The organism is Bradyrhizobium sp. CB3481 (assembly GCF_029714305.1).
In the GTDB taxonomy this organism is placed as follows: domain Bacteria; phylum Pseudomonadota; class Alphaproteobacteria; order Rhizobiales; family Xanthobacteraceae; genus Bradyrhizobium.
In genome coordinates, this window is record NZ_CP121647.1 from 6,199,881 (window position 1) to 6,219,404 (window position 19,524).

General features: G+C 62.8%; 18 protein-coding genes. 6 read left to right on the forward strand and 12 right to left on the reverse strand.

Annotation, left to right across the window (positions count from 1 at the left end):
• Positions 1-2 precede the first annotated feature (2 nt).
• Positions 3-1,001 (reverse strand): TRAP transporter substrate-binding protein, encoded by a 999-nt coding sequence (locus QA643_RS30165; protein ID WP_283029302.1) that lies wholly within the window; start codon positions 999-1,001, stop codon positions 3-5.
• Positions 1,002-1,910: 909 nt separating this feature from the next.
• Between QA643_RS30165 and QA643_RS30170 the strand changes: the two genes are divergently transcribed.
• Positions 1,911-2,306 carry a helix-turn-helix transcriptional regulator gene (locus tag QA643_RS30170; protein ID WP_283029303.1) on the forward strand — a complete coding sequence of 132 codons (396 nt, stop codon included), beginning with the start codon at positions 1,911-1,913 and terminating at the stop codon, positions 2,304-2,306.
• Between the two features lie 386 nt (positions 2,307-2,692).
• Complete coding sequence (locus QA643_RS30175; RefSeq protein WP_283029304.1) at positions 2,693-3,514, forward strand: enoyl-CoA hydratase; 822 nt, start codon at positions 2,693-2,695, stop codon at positions 3,512-3,514.
• Between the two features lie 183 nt (positions 3,515-3,697).
• Here the strand turns inward: QA643_RS30175 and QA643_RS30180 are convergent, their stop codons facing one another.
• From QA643_RS30180 to QA643_RS30215, 8 genes are all read right to left on the reverse strand, one after another.
• Positions 3,698-4,780 (reverse strand): isocitrate/isopropylmalate dehydrogenase family protein, encoded by a 1,083-nt coding sequence (locus tag QA643_RS30180; RefSeq protein WP_283029305.1) that lies wholly within the window; start codon positions 4,778-4,780, stop codon positions 3,698-3,700.
• Positions 4,781-4,982: 202 nt separating this feature from the next.
• Entirely contained in the window at positions 4,983-6,053 is a 1,071-nt protein-coding gene (locus QA643_RS30185) for an alcohol dehydrogenase (RefSeq protein ID WP_283029306.1), read from the reverse strand.
• A gap of 99 nt (positions 6,054-6,152) precedes the next feature.
• Positions 6,153-7,130: an oligopeptide/dipeptide ABC transporter ATP-binding protein gene (locus QA643_RS30190; RefSeq protein ID WP_283029307.1), complete on the reverse strand. Its 978-nt coding sequence runs from the start codon at positions 7,128-7,130 to the stop codon at positions 6,153-6,155.
• Positions 7,130-8,122: an ABC transporter ATP-binding protein gene (locus QA643_RS30195; protein ID WP_283034975.1), complete on the reverse strand. Its 993-nt coding sequence runs from the start codon at positions 8,120-8,122 to the stop codon at positions 7,130-7,132. The genes QA643_RS30190 and QA643_RS30195 overlap by 1 nt, the downstream gene beginning before the upstream one ends.
• Positions 8,122-8,994 carry an ABC transporter permease gene (locus QA643_RS30200; protein ID WP_283029308.1) on the reverse strand — a complete coding sequence of 291 codons (873 nt, stop codon included), beginning with the start codon at positions 8,992-8,994 and terminating at the stop codon, positions 8,122-8,124. The genes QA643_RS30195 and QA643_RS30200 overlap by 1 nt, the downstream gene beginning before the upstream one ends.
• Entirely contained in the window at positions 8,981-9,931 is a 951-nt protein-coding gene (locus QA643_RS30205) for an ABC transporter permease (protein WP_283029309.1), read from the reverse strand. The genes QA643_RS30200 and QA643_RS30205 overlap by 14 nt, the downstream gene beginning before the upstream one ends.
• A gap of 6 nt (positions 9,932-9,937) precedes the next feature.
• Positions 9,938-11,479: an ABC transporter substrate-binding protein gene (locus QA643_RS30210; protein ID WP_283029310.1), complete on the reverse strand. Its 1,542-nt coding sequence runs from the start codon at positions 11,477-11,479 to the stop codon at positions 9,938-9,940.
• Positions 11,480-11,628: 149 nt separating this feature from the next.
• Complete coding sequence (locus QA643_RS30215; protein WP_283029311.1) at positions 11,629-12,834, reverse strand: CoA transferase; 1,206 nt, start codon at positions 12,832-12,834, stop codon at positions 11,629-11,631.
• A gap of 193 nt (positions 12,835-13,027) precedes the next feature.
• On the opposite strand from QA643_RS30215, the gene glgA reads away from it, so the two are divergent.
• The gene (gene glgA, locus QA643_RS30220) at positions 13,028-14,479 is read left to right on the forward strand and encodes a glycogen synthase GlgA (RefSeq protein ID WP_283029312.1); all 1,452 of its coding nucleotides are present in this window, start codon (positions 13,028-13,030) and stop codon (positions 14,477-14,479) included.
• Here glgA and QA643_RS30225 read toward each other — a convergent pair.
• Together QA643_RS30225 and QA643_RS30230 are read right to left on the reverse strand one after the other, a co-directional pair.
• Positions 14,457-15,608, reverse strand: a complete 1,152-nt coding sequence (locus QA643_RS30225; RefSeq protein WP_283029313.1) for a patatin-like phospholipase family protein — start codon at positions 15,606-15,608, stop codon at positions 14,457-14,459. The genes glgA and QA643_RS30225 overlap by 23 nt on opposite strands.
• A 23-nt stretch (positions 15,609-15,631) precedes the next feature.
• Entirely contained in the window at positions 15,632-16,456 is an 825-nt protein-coding gene (locus tag QA643_RS30230; protein WP_283029314.1) for a 3-hydroxybutyrate dehydrogenase, read from the reverse strand.
• Positions 16,457-16,623: 167 nt separating this feature from the next.
• Between QA643_RS30230 and QA643_RS30235 the strand changes: the two genes are divergently transcribed.
• The 3 genes from QA643_RS30235 (at position 16,624) to QA643_RS30245 (ending at position 18,714) form a co-directional block, all read left to right on the forward strand.
• Positions 16,624-17,517 (forward strand): LysR family transcriptional regulator, encoded by an 894-nt coding sequence (locus QA643_RS30235; RefSeq protein WP_283029315.1) that lies wholly within the window; start codon positions 16,624-16,626, stop codon positions 17,515-17,517.
• Between the two features lie 96 nt (positions 17,518-17,613).
• A complete protein-coding gene (locus QA643_RS30240) occupies positions 17,614-18,333 on the forward strand; it encodes a DUF899 family protein (protein WP_283029316.1) in 720 nt (239 codons plus the stop codon).
• Positions 18,334-18,387: 54 nt separating this feature from the next.
• The gene (locus tag QA643_RS30245) at positions 18,388-18,714 is read left to right on the forward strand and encodes an antibiotic biosynthesis monooxygenase family protein (protein WP_283029317.1); all 327 of its coding nucleotides are present in this window, start codon (positions 18,388-18,390) and stop codon (positions 18,712-18,714) included.
• A 39-nt stretch (positions 18,715-18,753) separates the two neighbouring features.
• On the opposite strand, the gene QA643_RS30250 is transcribed toward QA643_RS30245, so the two are convergent.
• Positions 18,754-19,473, reverse strand: a complete 720-nt coding sequence (locus QA643_RS30250) for a peroxiredoxin-like family protein (RefSeq protein ID WP_283029318.1) — start codon at positions 19,471-19,473, stop codon at positions 18,754-18,756.
• Positions 19,474-19,524: the final 51 nt, after the last annotated feature.

Consider the following 19,524-nt stretch of genomic DNA (forward strand, 5'->3'; position numbering starts at 1 on the left):
TCTCAAGCCATGTTGATCTTCTCGTAGATGCCCTCGGCGCCGATTTCCTTGGCGTAGGTGGCCATCACGGGATCGGCGAGCTTCTTCATGGCGTCGCGTTCCTCGAACGGCACGCGCTTGAGCTTGCCCGCCTTCTCCAGCGTGTCGAGCTTGATGGTTTCCTCGCTCGATTCCAGCTGGCGGCCGTAGTCGCCGGCTTCCTTGCCGGCCTTCATGATGGCGTCCTGCAGATCCTTCGGCAATGTCTTCAACGTCTTCACCGAGAAGCAGATCGGCCGGATCGAGACCGCGTGCTGGGTCAGGTTGAGGTGCGGCGCGACTTCATAGAACTTCATCGCCTCGACGCCGGCCGCCTCGTTCTCGCCGGCCGCGATCACGCCGTTTTGAATCGCATTGTAGATCTCGTTATAGGCGATCACCGTCGGGCTCATGCCGACCGCCGCGAACGTCTTTGACCAGATCGGCGCGCCCTGCACGCGCACCTTGAGGCCCTTGAGGTCGGCGAGATTCTTGAGCGGCTTGTTGGCGAAGATGTTGCGGACACCGCCGCCGGCATAGCCGATCAGCACCACCTCGGCCTTGGCGGCAACCTCGTCGGCGATCGGCGCCAGAATGTTGGCTTCCACCACCTTGTTCATGTGCTCGATGCCCTTGAACACAAAGGGTGCATCAATGAACGGTGCCGCCTTGGCGAAGGTCGACATATGCGCTGGCGAAACGATGCCGTAATCGACCGCCTTGCCCTGCGACATGTACTCGAAATATTGCTTCTCGAGGCCGAGCGACGAGTTGCGGTGCAGCGTGAAATTGATCGGCTTGCCGTAGTATTTTTTTACCAGCTCCTCGAAGCGGAGCAGCGCCCGATTGAAGGCGTGATCGTCGTTGAACTGAACGGCTCCGTTGAGCGAGATGGATGCCTGCGCCCGCAGGATCGACGGCATGCCCAGCACGCCGGCAGCCGCCGTCGCTCCAAGCCCCGCAAGTACGGTTCTTCGCTTCATCGCGTTCCTCCCCTGTCATGCCCGTCCCTTGTAGGCGGGACTTTGGGCCTGGCCGACGACGCGGCCACCCACGCAAAGCGTATGCAAAACGGTGCGGCCTTGGAAGCCAATTTAAGTCGTAGCCGACACTATAGGCCACAGCGGCCTGGCGATGGTTGCAATCACGCCAACCCGGCTGCAGCCATCTCGCTCGAAGCGACGCTTCCCGGCGCCAGCCGCGCTGTGATCGCACTGCCGCATATGGAATGGCGAGCAACATCGAACGCCTGTGGACGTCGCCCGTTCAGGTCAACCAACTGACTGGTTGCAAATGTTGCGGGATGTCGAATCTGCCCTGCGCCGGCAAGGCGTATGCGAAATATTCCCACAAGTGCGACGGCGACGTCGCCGGTCGATTTGCTTAATTCCGATAGTGCAGCATGCACATGTTACCGCAATTTCCCGAACGACGCTGATCGGAAAACCGAGGCTGAAGCCTGCTGCATTTTGTCAGGCATCAGCCCCGTGAAAATTTCGCGTAGCAAGCGGCGACGTGTAGCAACCGACGCACTTTCTGCGGGCAAACTCCCGTAGAAACCCGGTGGGAGACCGCGAGATAGTAAGCATGCCCGGCCAAAATCTGTGACCTTTGAACTCGCGGTGGTTGTGGTTTGTCGAATATTTTGTCAAATGTAGAGAGCGGGGTTTTGCCAACATGCCCCGGGTGCAGACAGCCTTAGGTGGTTGCCCGTACCGGTATCAGGATGCTTCCAATACGCGTAGGCGTTTGGCTACCATCCTGCAATCTCTCAGGATTCCTGTGTTCCGATACAACTCACGGGTTGGACTGACTTTAAATAGGCAAAATTGTGGAGGAATCCCTGACCTACTTTTGCCAGGGTTTCCCGATTGAAGGACGGTAAAACCAGAATGAACAGATCAGCAGCGAAGAAGATGAAGCAGCGCAGCGCTGGCAAACCCGATATCGAATTGGGCAAGCGGATCAGGCTGCGGCGTGTGGAGCAGAAGATCTCTCAGGCGGAGCTCGGCGACAAGCTCGGCGTCAGCTTCCAGCAGGTCCAGAAGTATGAGAAGGGCGTCAACCGCGTCGGCGCTGCCCGTCTTCAGCAGATCGCGACCGCGCTCGATGTGCCGGTGACCTTCTTCTACGATGGCGACAACAAGGCACGCGAAGTCGAGAGCCTGCTCTTCCTGGACAGCGCCTTCAGCCTGCGGCTGCTGCGCGCCTACAGCAAGATCAAGGACCAGACGGTGCAGCGTCAGCTGGTGTCTTTGATGGAATCGATCGCCGCCAACGAAGGCTAGGCAATATCGCGCCTGGATCGCAGCACCGCGGACCCGACCAATCAACGCGGGAAATCGCCGGGTAGCCTGTTGCTGCGCTAGGCCTGATCTTGAGCCGGCCGGAGACAAGATCGGTTTGTCGCCATCGAAATGGCGAAGTCCGGCCACGACACAGTACGAAGGCTGCGCGGCACGCTTGGGCGAAATAGCCGCGGGGGTCCAGCCTCCGTAATGTCTTCGTCACCATCTGCCCTGCCCCTCCGCGCGTAAGCCTGGCCGTGCGCCAACGGCCCTCCCTCCGCCGCGCCTGACTTCCACGCCTCCCTGCCGTGAAAAATGCGACGATTGACCTCGGCGCGATGCTTGTCCGACAATGGACAACGCCCCGCGACGGAAGGTCACAACCCGTGCTCGATATCCCCAAATCCGCCGAAATCGCCCATGCCGACGGCAAGATCCTGCAAAGCGTCAGCGATGGCGTCGGCGTCATCACATTCAACAACCCCGACAAGCGCAACGCGATGTCGCTCGAGATGTGGGAGGGGCTCGGTTACGCGCTGACCAGCCTGCGCGACGATCCCGCCGTGCGCGTGGTCATCCTAGTCGGCGCCGGCGACAAGGCTTTCGTGTCGGGCGCCGACATCAGCCAATTCGAAAAGACCCGCCACAATGCAGCGGCCTCGGAGGAATATTCGAAGCGGAGCGAGGCGCAGCGCGCGCTGCTCGCAAGCTACCCGAAACCGACGATCGCCTGCATTCGCGGCTTCTGTCTCGGCGGCGGCATGCAGGTCGCGATGCTGACGGATATGCGCATCGCCTCCGACAACAGCCAGTTCGGCATTCCCGCAGCAAAGCTCGGCATTGCCTATGGGTATGACGGCCTCAAGCATCTGGTGTCGCTGGTCGGCCCGTCCTGGGCTCGGCTCATCATGTATACGGGCATGCGCATCGAGGCGAGCGAGGCGCTGCGCATCGGCCTCGTCGACCGCGTGCTGCCGGACGGTGAACTCTGGAATGCGACCATGGAGATCGCCCGCACCATCTCCGGCAACGCGCCGCTCGCCATCAAGGCCGCGAAGATCACCATCGCCGAGGTGCTCAAGGACGAGAGCAAGCGCGACATGGAGGCGATCAAGGCGATCGGCCGCGCCTGCATGGATAGCGAGGATTTCCGCGAGGGGCGAACGGCTTTCATGGAGAAGCGCAAGCCGCTGTTCAAGGGGCGGTGATTGTTGGAGTCCACTCTCCGCAGTCATCATCCGCGAAGGCGGATGATCCAGTATTCCAGAGACGCCAATGATTGAACCGAGAAGCCGCGGCGTACTGGATACCCCGCCTTCGCGGGGTATGACGACCGTGGCTTACGGACATACAAGGCGACGATCAATACGCGCTCCTTGGTCATGCCTAGCCTATAACCCCGCCAGCACCGCCTTCGTCACGTCAGCCGTGCCGTTGCTGCCGCCGAATTCCATCGGCTTGATGCCGCCGGCATAGGCCTTGTCCACGGCGCGCTCGATGCGCTCGCCGGCCTCTGCAGCGCTTTCGAGGCCGTGCTTTTCGGCGAGCCAGTCCAGCATCATCGCGGCCGAGAGGATCATCGCGGTCGGGTTGGCCTTGCCCTGCCCCATGATGTCGGGCGCGGTGCCGTGGCAGGGCTGGAACACGGCATAGCGGTCGCCGATGTCCGCCGATGGCGCCATGCCGAGGCCGCCGATCAGGCCGGCGGCGAGATCGGAGAGAATGTCGCCGAACATGTTCTCCGTCACCATGACGTCGAAATCCCAGGGCCGCTTCACCATCATCAGCGAGCAGGCATCGACATAGACCCGGTCCGTTCTGACGTCCGGGTGGCGCTTGGCGGCTTCATCGAACATCTCGCGAAAGAACGCAAAAGCCCTGAACACGTTCGCCTTGTCGACGCAGGTCAGGCCGCCGTTCGCCTTGCCGCGGGCCTTGCGCCGCTCGGCGAGCCTGAAGGAAAATTCGAACAGCCGCTCGGAGGTCTTGCGGGTGATGACGAGCGTCTCGCGCGCATCGGTTTCGGTCACGACGCCCTTGCCCATCGAGGCGAACAGGCCTTCGGTCGATTCCCTGATGAGCACGAGGTCGATGCCGCGCGCATCGGCCCCGACGATCGGGCTCGGCACGCCCGGGATCAGCCGCGCCGGGCGCACGCCGGCATAGAGGTCGAAATGGAAGCGCAGCTCGATCTGCGGGGCGATCTCGGTGTTATCAGGGTAGCGCACCGACGGCAGGCCACAGGCGCCGAGCAGGATAGCGTCCGCCTCCTCACACAGCCGCACGGTGCTGTCGGGCATCGATTTGCCGGTCGCGAGATAATTGTTGGCACCGGCCGGCGCCTCGGTGAAACGGAATTTGAGATCGGACGCCGCCTCGATCCTGCGCAAAACTTCAAGCGCCGGCGCCATCACTTCAGGGCCGATACCATCGCCGCCGAGCACGGCGATGTGGAGGGCGTTATTTGCGGACATGGGCGTTCCTTGGAAGAATGAAAATGATAGCTGCCGTCATTGCGAGCCAACGGGTCGCACGAATGTGCGCCCGATGACAAGCTCCGCGAGGCAATCCATATCTCGGCAGAACGGATGGATAGATTGCTTCGTCGCTTCGGCGCAAAATTGCTTTGCAATTTTGTCGCGAGCTCCTCGCAATGACGGCGGCAACAGCGGGGGCTTACGGCGTCAACACCGCGCGGCCCACCAACTTGCCCTTCTGCAGATCGATGAGCGCTTCATTGGCTTTCGCGAGCGGCATCGTCGTCACCGGGATCGGCGCGATCATCTTGTTGCGGACGAGCTCGAGCAACTCCTGGGTCTCCCGCAAATTGCCGACATAGCTGCCCTGGATGGTGATCGCCTTGATCGGGATCAGCGGCAGCGCAAAGGTCGCACCGCCGCCGAACAGGCCGACGATGACGAGCTTGCCGCCCTTGGTGAGACAATCGAAGCCGAGCTGCGTGGTCTGCGCGTTGCCGACGAGATCGATCACCGCGCGGATCGGCCCGCCCGCCTTCTTCGCGAGCTGTTCCAGCGCGTCCGGCGCCTTGCCATCGACGGTGGCGAGCGCGCCCGCAGCTTCCGCCGCCTCGCGCTTGCGCGCGTCGATGTCGACGACGATGGCGCCCTTGCCGCCCATCGCCTTCAGCAGCGACAGCGCCATCAGGCCGAGCCCACCGGCGCCGAAGATCACGATCGGCGAGTCGAAGGCGAACTCGACCTTCTTCAGTGCGCTATAGGTGGTGACGCCGGAACAGGCATAAGGCGCGGCCGTCACCGGATCGAGCCCCTTCAGGTTCAACAGGTATTTCGGGTTCGGCACGGTCATGTGATCGGCATAGCCGCCGTCGCAATAGACGCCGAGCGAATTCGGCTTGATGGCGCACATGTTCTCGTCGCCGCCGAGGCAGGTCGGGCATTTGCCGCAGCCGAGCCAGGGATAGACCAGCGCCACATCGCCAACCTTGAGATCGCCCTTGTCGGCCGCGCTGACATCCGGCCCGAACGCCACGATCTCACCGACGGTCTCATGGCCCATCGTGCGCGGCAGCGACACGCCGCGGTCCTTCAATGACAGCGGCTTGCGGCCATGGCCGAGATCATAGCCGCCTTCCCAGATGTGAAGGTCGCTGTGACAGACGCCGGCCGCCTTGACCTTGATCAGCACCTGCGTGCCCGTCGGCTGCGGCGTGTCCTGATCGACCTCTTTCAGGGGGGCGTTGAACTCGGCGACCTGAAAACTCTTCATCGCTACTCTCCCGTCATTCTTGTTCTTGGGACCGGAATTTCTTGCGCGGACATTGCCACGTCTGCCCGGGCGAGACAAACGCAGGCCGCGGCGGACTGTTCAGATCAACGGGTGATGGCAGGCCGCGAACTGGCCCGGCGCGACGGCGCGAAGCTCCGGCACCTCGGCGCTGCATCGCGCATCCGCACGCGGGCAGCGGGTACGAAACCGGCATCCCGACGGCGGCGCGATCGGCGACGGCGGTTCCCCGACCGGCACTGATACCGTGGGACGGACGTCGGGATCCGGCACCGGGATCGCTTCGATCAAGAGCGCGGTATAGGGATGCGCCGGTCTTGCGAACAACTGCTCGGACGGGCTGACCTCGCAGAGCCGGCCGAGATACATCACCGCGACACGGTCGCTGACCGCCTTCACGACCGCCAGATCATGCGCGATGAACAATAGCGTCAATCCGAACCGGGCCTTCATCTCCTCCAGGAGGTTAAGGATCTGGGCGCGGATCGAAACATCGAGCGCAGAGACCGGCTCGTCGCAGACGATGAACTCCGGATTGAGAATGAGCGCGCGGGCGATGCAGATGCGCTGGCACTGTCCACCGGAAAATTCGTGCGGCAGCCGCCCGCTCACGATCGCCGGATCGAGACCGACCGCGCTGAGCACCTCGTCGACGAGTTGCTTGCGTTTGTCCGGATCCTTGACGCCCGCGATCACCAGCGGCTCGGCGACGATGTCGCCGATCTTACGGCGCGGGTTCAGCGAGGCGATCGGGTCCTGGAAGATCAGTTGCACGCGCCGGCGCATCTTCCGCAGGGCATCGCCCTGCATCGCCGTGAGATCGTTCCCGTCGAACAGGACGCGCCCCGCGGTCGGCCGGCGCAGTTGCAGCACCGCACGGCCGAGCGTCGATTTTCCGCAACCGGATTCGCCGACCAGGCCCAGCGTTTCGCCGCGGGCGATCTGCAAGGACACGCCCGAGACGGCATGAACGGTCTTCGCGCCGACCGGGTATTCCACGACGAGATCGTCGACCTTGAGTAGCGCGCCAGGTGAAGTAGCCGGGACAGATTGCAGCATCACGCGCCGGCCTCCGCATGGGTCTCGATCGGATGGAAGCAGGCGAACTGGTGCGCGCTCGTCTCCGCCGACTCGAGTGACGGCTTCTCGGCCCGGCAGCGGGCGACCGCATAGCGGCAGCGCGGCGAGAACGAACAGCCCCGCAGCGGCCGGGTCGGATCGGGCGGCCGCCCCGAGATTGCCGGCAGCGGCGTGTGGGGCGCAGTGTCGAGCCTGGGCAAGGCCGCCAGCAGCGCTTCGGTGTAGGGCATTCGCATGTTCTTGAACAAGGCAGGCGTCGGCGCGCGCTCGACAACGCGGCCGGCATACATGACCGCGACCTCGTCGGTCCGGCCGGCGACGACGCCGAGGTCGTGGGTGATGATGATCATCGCCATGTGGCGGCGTTGCTGCTCGCGCGCCAGCAGATCAAGGATCTGGGCCTGGATCGTGACGTCGAGCGCGGTGGTCGGCTCGTCGGCGATCAGCAGCTTCGGCTCGCACGACAGCGCGATTGCGATCGCCACGCGCTGCCGCATGCCGCCCGAGAGCTGGTGCGGATACTGCGCGAGCCGCTGCTCGGGCGCGGGAATGCCGACCGCCGCGAGCAATTCGACGCTGCGCCTGGCGGCGGCGGCATCGTCCAGCTCGAGATGCTCCTGCAACGTCTCGATCAACTGGGTGCCGATGGTGAGCACCGGATTGAGCGAGGTCATCGGGTCCTGAAACACCACCGCCAGCGATCGGCCACGGAGCTTGCGCAGCTTCTCCGGCGAAAGTCGCAACAGGTCCTGCCCATCGAACATCACGCGGCCGGCAAGCTTGGCCTTCTTCGGCAGCAATTGCAGGATGGCGCGCGACAGCATGGTCTTGCCGCAGCCGGATTCGCCGACGACGCCGAGCGTCTGGCCGGCGCCAAGTGTCAGGTTGACCCGATCCACCGCGCGCAGATTGCCGCGCGGGGTCGGCAGGTCGACCACGACATCCTCGATCGAAAGCAAGGTGTTCCCGATCACAGCGCGCCCTGACGTGGATCGGTGAGCGCACGCAGCGCGTCGCCGATGAGATTGAAGGAAAGCACGGTGAGGAACATCGCCGCCGCCGGCAGGAAGGCGAGCCGTGGCGCCACTTCGAGGCTCTCACGCCCCTCCCCGATCATGCTGCCCCAGCTCGATATCGGCGGTGGCACGCCGAGCCCGAGGAAGGACAAGGCGCCTTCGACCACGATGAGGACTGCAACGCCGAGCAGGAAGAACGCCAACAGCGGCAACATGACATTGGGCAAGAGTTCCCGCAGCAGGATGCGCGCATGCGTCGCCCCCAAAGCCTGAGCTGCAATCACGAATTCACGTCGCGCCAGCGTAAGAGTCGCCGCACGAGCCACGCGCATAAAGGCGGGAACGCTGAGCACGCCGAGAATGCAGGTCAGATAGAAGATCGATTGTCCGAGAAAGGCGGTCACGGCGAGCGCCAGGATCAAAGGCGGAAACGCCAGCAGCACATCCATGCTGCCGACCACCATCGTTTCGAACCGGCCACGGAAATAGCCCGCGAGCATGCCGAGCGCACCGCCGATGATGAGCCCAATCACCGACGCGCATATCCCGACCACCAGCGATATCCGCGCCCCGTAGATCAACCTTGATAGCTCGTCGCGGCCAAGGCCGTCGGTCCCCAGCCAATGCTCTGCGGAGATTGGCGCGCGCCGCTCCAGCATGTCCATGTCGGTCGGACTCGGCAGCGGCAGCACGGGCGCAAGGATTGCGACCGCGAACATGAAAATCATCCAGCCAGTCGCCATCCAGAACAGCAGTCCCAACCGCCGTCCGCGCTTGGCAGGTTGCGCCGCGGCATCCTCGTCGAGCGTAAGTTCAAGCGTGGCCATGGCGAATCCTGGGATCGAGAACTGCGTAGAGCAGGTCGACGATGAAGTTCATGATAACGAAGCCGGCGGCGACGATCAGCACCACGCCCTGCAGGATGATGAGGTCACGGGTGTAGATCGCGCCGACCAGGAGACGGCCGATTCCCGGGAGTGCGAAGATCGTTTCCACGATCACCGTGCCGCCGATCAATCGCCCGATATTGATACCTGTTATCGTGACCAGCGTGAGCGATGAGGGTTTTAGCGCATGCACGAACAGGATGCGCGAGGCCTTCAGTCCCTTGGCTTTCGCCAGCGCGATATAATCTTCCTGCAGGGTCGCGATCATATCAGAGCGCAGCACCCGCATGATCCCCGGCCATTCCGCGAGCGCCAGCGTCAGCGCCGGCAACACCATGAAGCGTAGGTTTGCGGCCGGATCTTCTGCAAACGGGACGTAGCCCGTTGCGGGCAGCCAGCGCAGTTCCACCGCAAACAGATAGATCAGCAGGATCGCGGACAGGAAAGCCGGCACCGAAAGCATGGCAAAGGCGCTGCCGGTCATGAAGCGGTCAAACCCGCTGCCGCTGCGGGCGGCGCAGACGATCGCCAGGGGAACGCCGATGACGAGGCCGATGATTTCGGCCAGAAGCATCAGCTCGATCGACACCGGCAGCCGTTCGGTCACGGCCTGCAGCACGGTTTGCCCGGTGCGGAACGATCGGCCGAAGTCGCCCTGCAGGATGTTGGCGAGCCAGCCGAAGTAACGGACATAAATCGGCTGATCGAGCCCCATGTCCTTGCGAAGAGCAGCAACGTTCTCCGGCGTCGCCTGATCGCCAAGTATCACATAGGCGAGATCGCCCGGCAGCAGCGAAGCGATGAAGAACGTCAACAGCGATACGGCGATCAGCACCGGTACGAGGTACAGAAGCCTACGCGCAACAAACAACAGCATGGAAGATTATTCCAGCCAGGTGTCCGATACGTCGATTACTCCGTGGTAGATCTTGGGCAGGCCCTTCAGTTTGGAGGTAGCGATCGCATAATAGGTATTCTGGAAGGTCCAGAACCATATCGCCTCCTTGTTCACGATGCGGCTGACCGCGCAATAGTCCTCGATCCGCTTCTGCAGATCGGCCGTGACTCGTGCACGATCCAGTAGCCGGTCGAGCTCCGGATTGGAATAGTTTGCAAGCGCGACCGGACTGCCGGTACGGAAATTGGCGTACATCTGCGGATCGGGATCGGCGAGATCGACGATCCGCCACCCTATGACCTGAAACTGGCGCATGAAGGCGCGTGGCGGGAACGTGGCCTGATCGATCTGCTCGATCTCCGCATTGGCCCCTGCCCGTTTCCAGAACTGCTGGAGCACCTGACCGATGGCGCGGCCGCGCGGCGTCGCGGTAACCAGAAACTTGAACTCGACCGGCTTGCCATAGTCCTTGATCAGCGCCTTTGCTTTCTCAAGGTCTTCGGGAAGCGCACCGTCGTCCTTGCACTTGACCCAGGAACCGTCGCCGTAAGGATTGCTGGCGGGTCGTGCGAGGCCATTGGTGATCGCCTGCGACATCTTCTTGCGGTCGAGTGCCATCACCAATGCCTGCCGCACGCGGACATCATCGAACGGTGCGACCTTAGTGTTGATGGCGTAAACCTGCGCGCCGGAGCCGGCGTAGGTGTGCACCTTCATCTTCGGGTCTTTCTGCGCCTTCATGACGTTGTCGGGGTCGTATTCATCAGCCCAGACGATGTCGGCTTCGCCCGACTGCAGGCTGGCAAAGCGCGACTGCGCATCCGGCAACGGCTTCAACACGATGCGGTCGAGATAGGGATGACCCTTGTTCCAATAATCCGGATTCTTTTCCAGCACCATGCGGTCGCCCGCGGCCCATGACTTCAGAATAAAGGGACCGGTGCCGACTGGGTTGCGGTTATAGTCGTCGCCCTTGGTCTTCCACGCCGTCGGCGAGTGGACAACGTTGTTTGAACTTTGAATGGTCATCAGCGCGGGCTGGTTCACCTGCGGATCGTTCAGATTATAGACCACCGTCAATTCGTCGGGCGCCTGCACGTTATTGACGTAGGCAATGTAAAAGGCACAGCGGCATTTGTTGGCAGGGTCTTTCTGCCGATCGAAATTTTCCTTGACCGCTTGCGCATTGAAAGGCGTGCCGTCGTGGAATTTGACGCCTGGCCGCAGCTTGAAAGTCCAGGTCTTGTAGTCGTCCGAATGCGTCCAGGACAACGCCAGCTTCGGCACCGGTTTGCCATTGTCATCGAGCGCAACGAGCGTGTCGAAAATCGCTGCTGCCGCTGTTTCTGCCGATGTATCGTAAACTCCAACCTTCAGCGGATCGAATCCGGGAATATCGAGCTCAAGCCCGACGGTGATGCTGCCGCCCGCCTTCTGCGCACCGGCGGGCATAGCCGACAATGCCACGCCAAATCCCGCCACAAGAAATATTCGCGCGAGCGCGCTCGAACGGATCGCCGCTTTCATTGATATTCCTCCCGATGTGCCGTTCGTCCGGTGTTCCGGATCGTCGATGCTTGCCCGCAAGATTGTCCGGAAACGCAGTCGCGGGCAAGGCCGATCACACGCGGCGGGTGAAAAGCCGCAGGTTCATATTTCGCTATGCGGACCGCGCGTCAGGCGCGCGCAGTTTCCTGTGCCTTGCCGGCGAAGGCCGCGATCTCATCCTCCGAAAGGCCGGTCTCTTTCAGATAGGCGCGCGTGTGCTCGCCGAGCGTCGACATGCGCGGCGCCGCCGACACCCTGGCAGCGGACATGCGGAACGGCAGATTGAGCACCTTGAACGTGCCGCCGCCGTCCTCGACCTCGGCGAGCGCGCCGCGATGGGCGATCTGCGGATCGCGCAGCGCCTCGGCGACGGTGCGGTAGGCCGACGAGGGAACGCCCTGTGCGTTAAGCGCGGCGAGACATTGCGCCGTGGTCACGGTGCGCGACCATGCCTCGACGCCTTCGATCAGGCTTACCCAGTTTTCTCGCCGATCGGAATATTTGGCAAAGCGCGGATCGCTGATCCACTCGGGATGACCAATCACCTGCATCAGGCTCTGGAACGTTTTCTCGCTGGCGATCGCCATCATCACGTAGCCGTCGGTGGTCTCGATCGGGCCGAACGTCGGCCGCTGCGTCGGCTTCACCTCGAATTGCGACCATTGCACTTCGTTCAGCGTCAGGCTCAGCATCGATTCGAGCATCGAGACGTCGATGTGCTGGCCCTGTCCGGTCGACGCGCGCTGATAGAGCGCGGCGGAAACCGCGCCGAATGCGTAGACGCCGGTCAGCACGTCGGCAAGATAAATGCCGCAATAGTCCGGCCGGCTGCGACCGGGCTGGTAGGCCAGATGCGCCATATCATAACCGGAGGCGGCGTGAATCACCGGTGCATAGGCCGGCAATTCCGCCGACGGGCCGGTCTGGCCGTATCCGGAGATCGAGCAATAGACCAGTTTCGGATTGAGAGCATGCAGGGAGGCATAATCGAGCTTCAATCGCCGCATCACGCCGGGCCGGAAGTTCTCGATCAGCACGTCCGCGGTCGCGACCAGCCGGCGCACGGCCTCCAGTCCCTTTGGCGATTTCAGATCCAGCACGAGGCTCCTCTTGCCGACATTGAGCTGGCCGAACGCGGTCGAGCAGTTATTACGTACCGGCGGGCGGGTGCGCATCGTCTCGCCCTCCTCGGTCTCGATCTTGATAACCTCCGCTCCCGTATCGGCGAGCATTCGTGTACAATGCGGCCCGGCAATCGTGGTTGAGAAATCGAGGACCCGCAGGCCTGCGAAGCTGCCTGTCAAATTCCTCTGATCATTGCCGGCTATGGTCATTTCGTAACGCTCCTTCGGCCGTTGGCGGCCCTTCGTTTTTGGTGGCGGCCGTGACCCTAAATTGTGCAGCCTCGTCAGGAAAGTGGTTCCCATAGGAACGACGGCCCGAAGCGCGCGTTGTACGTCTCGAAGTTGGACCCATTCTTGCATTGCTCTCATTGAGTTTCGTGACGGCTGGTACGAGGACGTTGCCTTGAAGGTCTTGTTCGTCACCACTGAAATGGATGACTTCATCCGCGTAGGCGGTCTTGCCGCGGTTTCCGCGGCCCTACCGCGGGCGCTGCGCCGCTGGAGCGACGTCCGCATTATGCTGCCGGGCTATCACGACGTCGTCGAGCAGCTCACCCACATTGAAATCGTTGGGGAATGCCCCGCCCTGGCGGAGATGCCGGCCTGCCTGCTCGGAAGGGCCGCCACTAAGGATGGTCTGCCGGTCTATGTTCTGATCTGCCCAGAACTTTACGACCGGCCGGGCAACCCCTATGGCGACGAATCTGGACGCGACTGGCCGGATAATGACATCAGGTTCGGCCGCTTCGCCTCCGCCGCCGCCGAGCTTGCCGCAGGCAGCCTGGACAAGAATTGGGCAGCAGACCTGATCCATGCCAATGATTGGCAGGCCGCATTGGCGCCGGCCTATCTGGCTTGGAGGGGCTCGAGGATTCCCTCGATCCTGACCATCCACAATCTCGCCTATCAGGGCCTGTTCCCGCCGGACTCGCTGCGGCGGATCGGAGCACCGGAGAGCTCGTTCCACATCGACGGGCTGGAATTCTACGACCACATGTCGTTCCTGAAAGGCGGCCTCGTCTATGCTTCGCACCTGACCACAGTCAGCGCCACCTACGCCAGGGAGATCACGACGCGCGAACTTGGCTGCGGGCTGGAAGGCCTGCTGCAGAAGCGCTCGAACGCCGCGCAGCTGACTGGTATTCTGAACGGCATCGACGAAAGCTGGGATCCCAGCGCCTGCGCGCAGCTGGCACAGACCTTTGCCCCCGGCGATTGGGAAGGCAAGCAGGCCAATGCCGACTATGTCCGCAAGCAGTTTGGCCTGGCGCTGACACGCGGCCCGCTGTTTGCCCTTGTCGCCCGTCTGGTGCACCAGAAGGGCGTCGACCTCGTGCTGCATGCTGCCGACGAAATCATCGAGGCCGGTGGACAGATCGTGGTGACCGGCAGCGGTGAGCCGCAGATCGAACAGGCGCTGGTCGATGCGCATCGCCGCAGGCCGGATGCGATCGGCGTCGTCATCGGCTTCAACGACGCGCAGGCCCGGCGCATGTTCGCCGGCAGCGATTTCACGCTGATGCCCTCGCGGTTCGAGCCGTGCGGGCTGAGCCAGATGTACGCGCAGCGGTTCGGATCGCTGCCGATCGGCCATCAGACCGGAGGTCTAGCGGAAACCATCAAGGACGGCGAAACCGGATTCCTGTTTGCAAAGCCGTCGCCGGAGTCTTTCCTCGGCGGCGTCAGGCGTGCGTTCGACGCTTTCCGTGCCAAGGACAAGCTCGATGCGATGCGGCGCAGCGCCATGGCCCGCTCGTTCAGCTGGGACCTCTCCGCTTCGCTTTACAGCGCGCTGTACCGCAAGACGATCGCGCCCTCCATCGTGACCACGGCTACTCCGCTGCTTCCGGCATGACTTCCATCTGCTCGTGGAGCACGACGCCCGACAGCGGATCGAATTCGCCAACCCACGGCTTTCTTTCGAGCACCGCTTTGGTGTGGCGGTAACCGGCGTCCCAGCGCTGCATGATGCCGGACGGGCTGAAGTCGATATCCTTGGTGTGATCCTCGCGGCTGAGCTGCGGCGCAAGCAGCCGCACGACGTGCATTCGCGTCGGACAGCCGTAACCGGCAAGCTCCCGCACGGCCTCGCTGTTGCGCTCGGCCTCCGGCAGGCGCGCGGCAAGCTGGTTGATGACATGACGCAGCCGATGCGCCTGCTGCTGGCGGGCGATGTGGCTGGCAATCCGGCTGGAATATTGCACATCCTTGTGGCGGTTCAGCACCTCCGCCATCGTGGTCGGCTCAGGTCCCGCCGGATTCCACAGATGCACGGCGAAGATCAGCGAATTCTTGCGCGGATTATCGTCGAACACGGCTTCCGTCGGCGTGTTCGACAGGATGCCACCGTCCCAGTAAAGCTCGCCGTCGATGCGGATCGCAGGGAAGGCCGGCGGCAATGCGCCGGAGGCCATGACATGCTTGACGCCAAGCTTGCCATCCCGGCTGTCGAAATATCGCATCTGGCTGGTGCGGACATGCGCGGCGCCGACGGTCAGGCGCGGCGTGCATTGATTGACCAAATTGAAGTCGACCAGCTCCGTCAACGTCTGCTCCAGCGGCGCGGTGGAATAATAGCCGGCATGGTCGGACCCGAGCGGATAGGAGTCGCCGGCATGGGCCAGCGGGTTGGGCCGGAAGAAGCCGGGAATGCCGTGGGTCACGGTCGACCAGTAAGCGAGCTTTTCGTTGAAGCCCGGAAAGATATCGCGAAAGCTCCAGAGCGGATTCTGTTCCATCCGCTTCCAGAATTCGCGGAGCCGCGGCAGGCGGTTGTGCGGCAGATTGCCTGCGATCATGCCGGCGTTGATGGCGCCGATCGAGGTGCCGATAATCCAGTCCGGCTCGATGCCGGCCTCGCTCAGCGCCTGATAGACGCCAGCCTGATAGGAGCCGAGCGCGCCGCCGCCCTGAAGCACCAGAACGACCTGGCTGGCCCGCGCGCCGACGTGAGGCGATATACAGACTTCGCTTGCCTTGTGCATGACACGCTCCTCGATCCTCTTTCTCAATGCGCGGTCCAGCCGCCGTCGACCGGCAGGGCGATGCCCGTGATTGACGCCGCGGCGTCGGTAGCGAGAAAAACCGTCAGCGCGCCCAACTCTTCGACGGTGGCGAAGCGCTTGTTCGGCTGCTGCGCCAGCAGCACGTCGTGGATGATCTTTTCGCGGGAAATGCCGTGCGCCTTGGCCTGGCCATCGATCTGCGCCTCGACCAGCGGAGTGTAGACGTAGCCCGGGCAGATCGCATTGCAGGTGATGCCGTCTTCCGCCGTCTCCAGCGCGGTCACCTTGGTCAGCCCGACAATGCCGTGCTTGGCCGCGACATAGGCTGCCTTGAAGGGCGAAGCGACCAGACCATGCGCCGAGGCGATGTTGATGATGCGGCCGAACACGTTCTGGCGCATTGCCGGCAGCGCCAGGCGCGTGGTGTGGAATGCCGACGAGAGGTTGATCGACAAAATCGCATCCCACTTTTCGACCGGAAATTGCTCGAGCGGCGCGACGTGCTGGATGCCGGCATTGTTGACGACAATATCGAGCCGGCCGTGACTGGCGACGGCCGACGCGATCATCTCGGCGATCGCCTGATGGCTCGTCATGTCGGCCGCGGAATAGCTGACTGCGACGCCGAAATCGGCCTCGATTTGATCGCGGGTTTTGGCGATCTCGGCCGCAATGCCGAGGCCGTTCAGAACCACCGCCGAGCCGGCCTCCGCCAGCGCCCGGGCGATCCCGAGCCCGATACCGCTGGTCGATCCCGTCACGAGGGAGACCTTGCCGGCCAGCGGGCGCGCGGCCGCAACACCCCGGGTTTTAAGCTGGATATTCATGGCGGATCCTTTCGGGTGGAATTTCGCTGCCGCCACCCTGCCAGGTCGCATTCACTTGATGAAATGCCGTTTGGCTTCTAAAACCATAGGCCGGCGCTATGGCGGTTATGGTGTCATCGCCTGCTGCGATCGGTTACGGTGCGAGCCAGACAGACCGGGGCACGGCCATGGAGATGCATCAGGTTCGCTATTTTCTCGCGGTTGCGCGCGTGCTCAACTTCACGCGCGCCGCCGACGAGTGCAACGTCACCCAGCCGTCGCTGACGCGGGCGATCAAGCAGTTGGAGGCCGAGCTTGGCGGCGACCTGTTTCGCCGCGAGCGTCCTGCCGCGCAGTTGACCGAGCTCGGCCAGCGCATGCATCCCTTGCTCAAGCAATGTTACGAGGCGGCGACCGGCGCGCGCGAACTGGCCTCATCCTTCAAAAGCGGCGAGGTCGGCGCACTCCGGATCGCGCTGACCCATTCCGTCGATCTGTCGTTGCTGATTCCGCATCTCGACCAGATCAAGCGGATGTTCAACCGCCTGGAATTTCGCTTCCTGCGCGGCAATGCCCGCGAGGTCGCCGAATATCTCAAGCGAGGCGAAGCCGAACTCGGCATCGCCGCCGAAATCAGCGAGGAATGGGACCGCCTCGATACCTGGCCGCTGTTCACCGAGAGCTTTCAACTCGCCGTCAGCAGGAACCATCCATTGGCGGCGCGCGAGAAGATCGATTTCGGCGATCTGCGCGCCGAGCAACTCTTATCGCGAAATTATTGCGAGCACGCCGCGCGCGTGAACGGTACGCTACGCGAACACGGCCTCGACGTCGACCGCTGCCATGAGATCGCTTCCGAGCGCGACCTGATCGAACTGCTGGAAGCCGATATCGGCGTTGCCGTGGTGCCCGATACCGCATCCCTGCCGCCGACGCTGAAGCGCGCAAGCGTTGAAGGGCTGGATGCGCGGCGCACGATAAATCTCTACGGCGTCGCCGGGCGCGAACGGACGGCCGTGGCATCCACGGTGATGCGGATGCTGCGCGGCGCCGACTGGCAGCATGTCATCGGCAAGACGTAGGCGTCTGGAGAATACGGGACGTACGGCCGGAGGGAACCCTCGTTTCCGGGCCGCGTTTTAATCTCAAGCAAGTTCCCTACCTCCGGGAGGACAGCCATGGAGCACCTCCACTATCCCAACGAAAGCGCCGAATACCGGTCCGCCAGAAACGCGCTTCTGGACGAGGAGATTGCGCTTCGGGCACAGATCGAGGCCGTTGCAGCGAAGCGTCGCGCGCTGCCGCCCGGCGGCGAGATACCCAAGGACTACGTCTTTGAGCGGATCGGCAAGACCGATATGCCGGAGAAGGTGAAGATGTCCGAGCTATTCGGTCCACACGACACGCTGATCCTGTACAGCTTCATGTACGGGCCCGAACGCGAATTGCCGTGTCCAGGCTGCACCCACTTGCTCGACGGCATCGACGGCGCCGCCCGGCATATCGGCGGGCGCGCGGCGCTCCACATCGTCGCCAAATCGCCCATCGCGCGTCTGGCCGCCTGGGCGCACGAACGCGGCTGGGACCACCTTTCGCTGCTGTCTACCGCAGGCAACAGCTACGACGCGGATTACTTTGGCGACACGTCAAGATTTTCCAAGGGAATGCGCAGGCAACACCGGGTTCCTGATGGCCAGGACTGGGATGAAACAATCTTCAACGTCTTCAAGAAGAAGAGCGGGTTGATCAGGCACTTCTGGGGTTCGGAGATGAGCTTTGCGCCGCCTGCTCCCAAACAACATCATCGCGCCGGCGATCTCGTCGACCCGCTCTGGGGGCTTCTCGACATGACACCCGAAGGCCGCGGCGACTTCTTTCCGAAGGTGAATTACAAGTAGACCGCGCTCTTTAATTGCGGACCCCGAGATTGAAATATTCAAGGGAGATCAGCCATGCCGCAGATCCACACCGACAAACAGCCCGTCACCCAGATCACCATCATCGAGTCAGAGCCTGAGAAGCAGGCGGAGGCATTGTCGGTGATGACCGAGCGCGCCCGCTTCATGGCGCGTCAGCCGGGCTTCGTTTCCATCAGTCTGCATCGCAGTCTCGATGGCCGTCGCATCGTCAATTATGTGCAATGGCAGAATCGCGATCTGTTGCGGTCGGCCCATCAGTCGCCGGAATTCCGCAAGCGGTGGGGTCATTTCGACGAGATAACCAGCGAGATCGATCCTCATCTGTACGAAGTTACCGAAGTCATGGACGGCGGACGGTAAGCAGCGCCGTCCCATCACGCACGATCCGCGGATGCAGCGTCACCGCTCTTCGCTCGCTGCCTTCAGCGCGGCGATGAGATCGTCTATCTCCATCCGCTTGCGGAAATCGGGATCGACGAAACGCGCCTTCACCCGTCCATCGCGGCCGACAACGAAGGTTGCCGGGATCGGCAGCACCCAGCCGTCATTGCCGTGGAAGCTCGCCATATCCTGATATGACAGCAATTGCTGGATTTCGGCGCCGAGCCAGATCGCAAGGTTGAGCGATAGCGCGTATCCGTTGTCGAGATCGGTCAGCACGGGGAAAGGCGCGCCCGCCTCGGATTTGAATTTTTCGGCGTAGGCCTGCGTCTCCGGCATGATCGCGACTGTCTGCGCGCCCAAGGCCCTGACACGGTCCTGCGCCTGGATCACCGCCCGCACGTTCAGCCGGCAATAGGGGCACCAATGGCCGCGATAGAACATCACCGCGACCGGGCCCTGCTCGATCAGCGATTTCAGGCTGACCAGACGGCCGGTCTCGTCCGGCAGCAGAAACGGTGGCATCGCCTCGCCCGGCCGCGGCGCGTTTTCACCGCCGCCGTTCTCATTGAGCCGCACCACGAGGCGATCGACCGCCTCGCCATAGGCCGGAAAGATCTCGCGCCCCGCGGCGGCGTAAGCCTCGAGCTGCTCGCGCAGGGAACCTTCCATGTCGCGGCATCGCAGGAACGCCTCCTTGAGGCGCTCGGCATTGGCTGGCGATAGCATTGTCGTCATGGCTTGCTCCGGCATTTTTGTATTATTTTCCGGTCCGGGCTGACCCGCAAG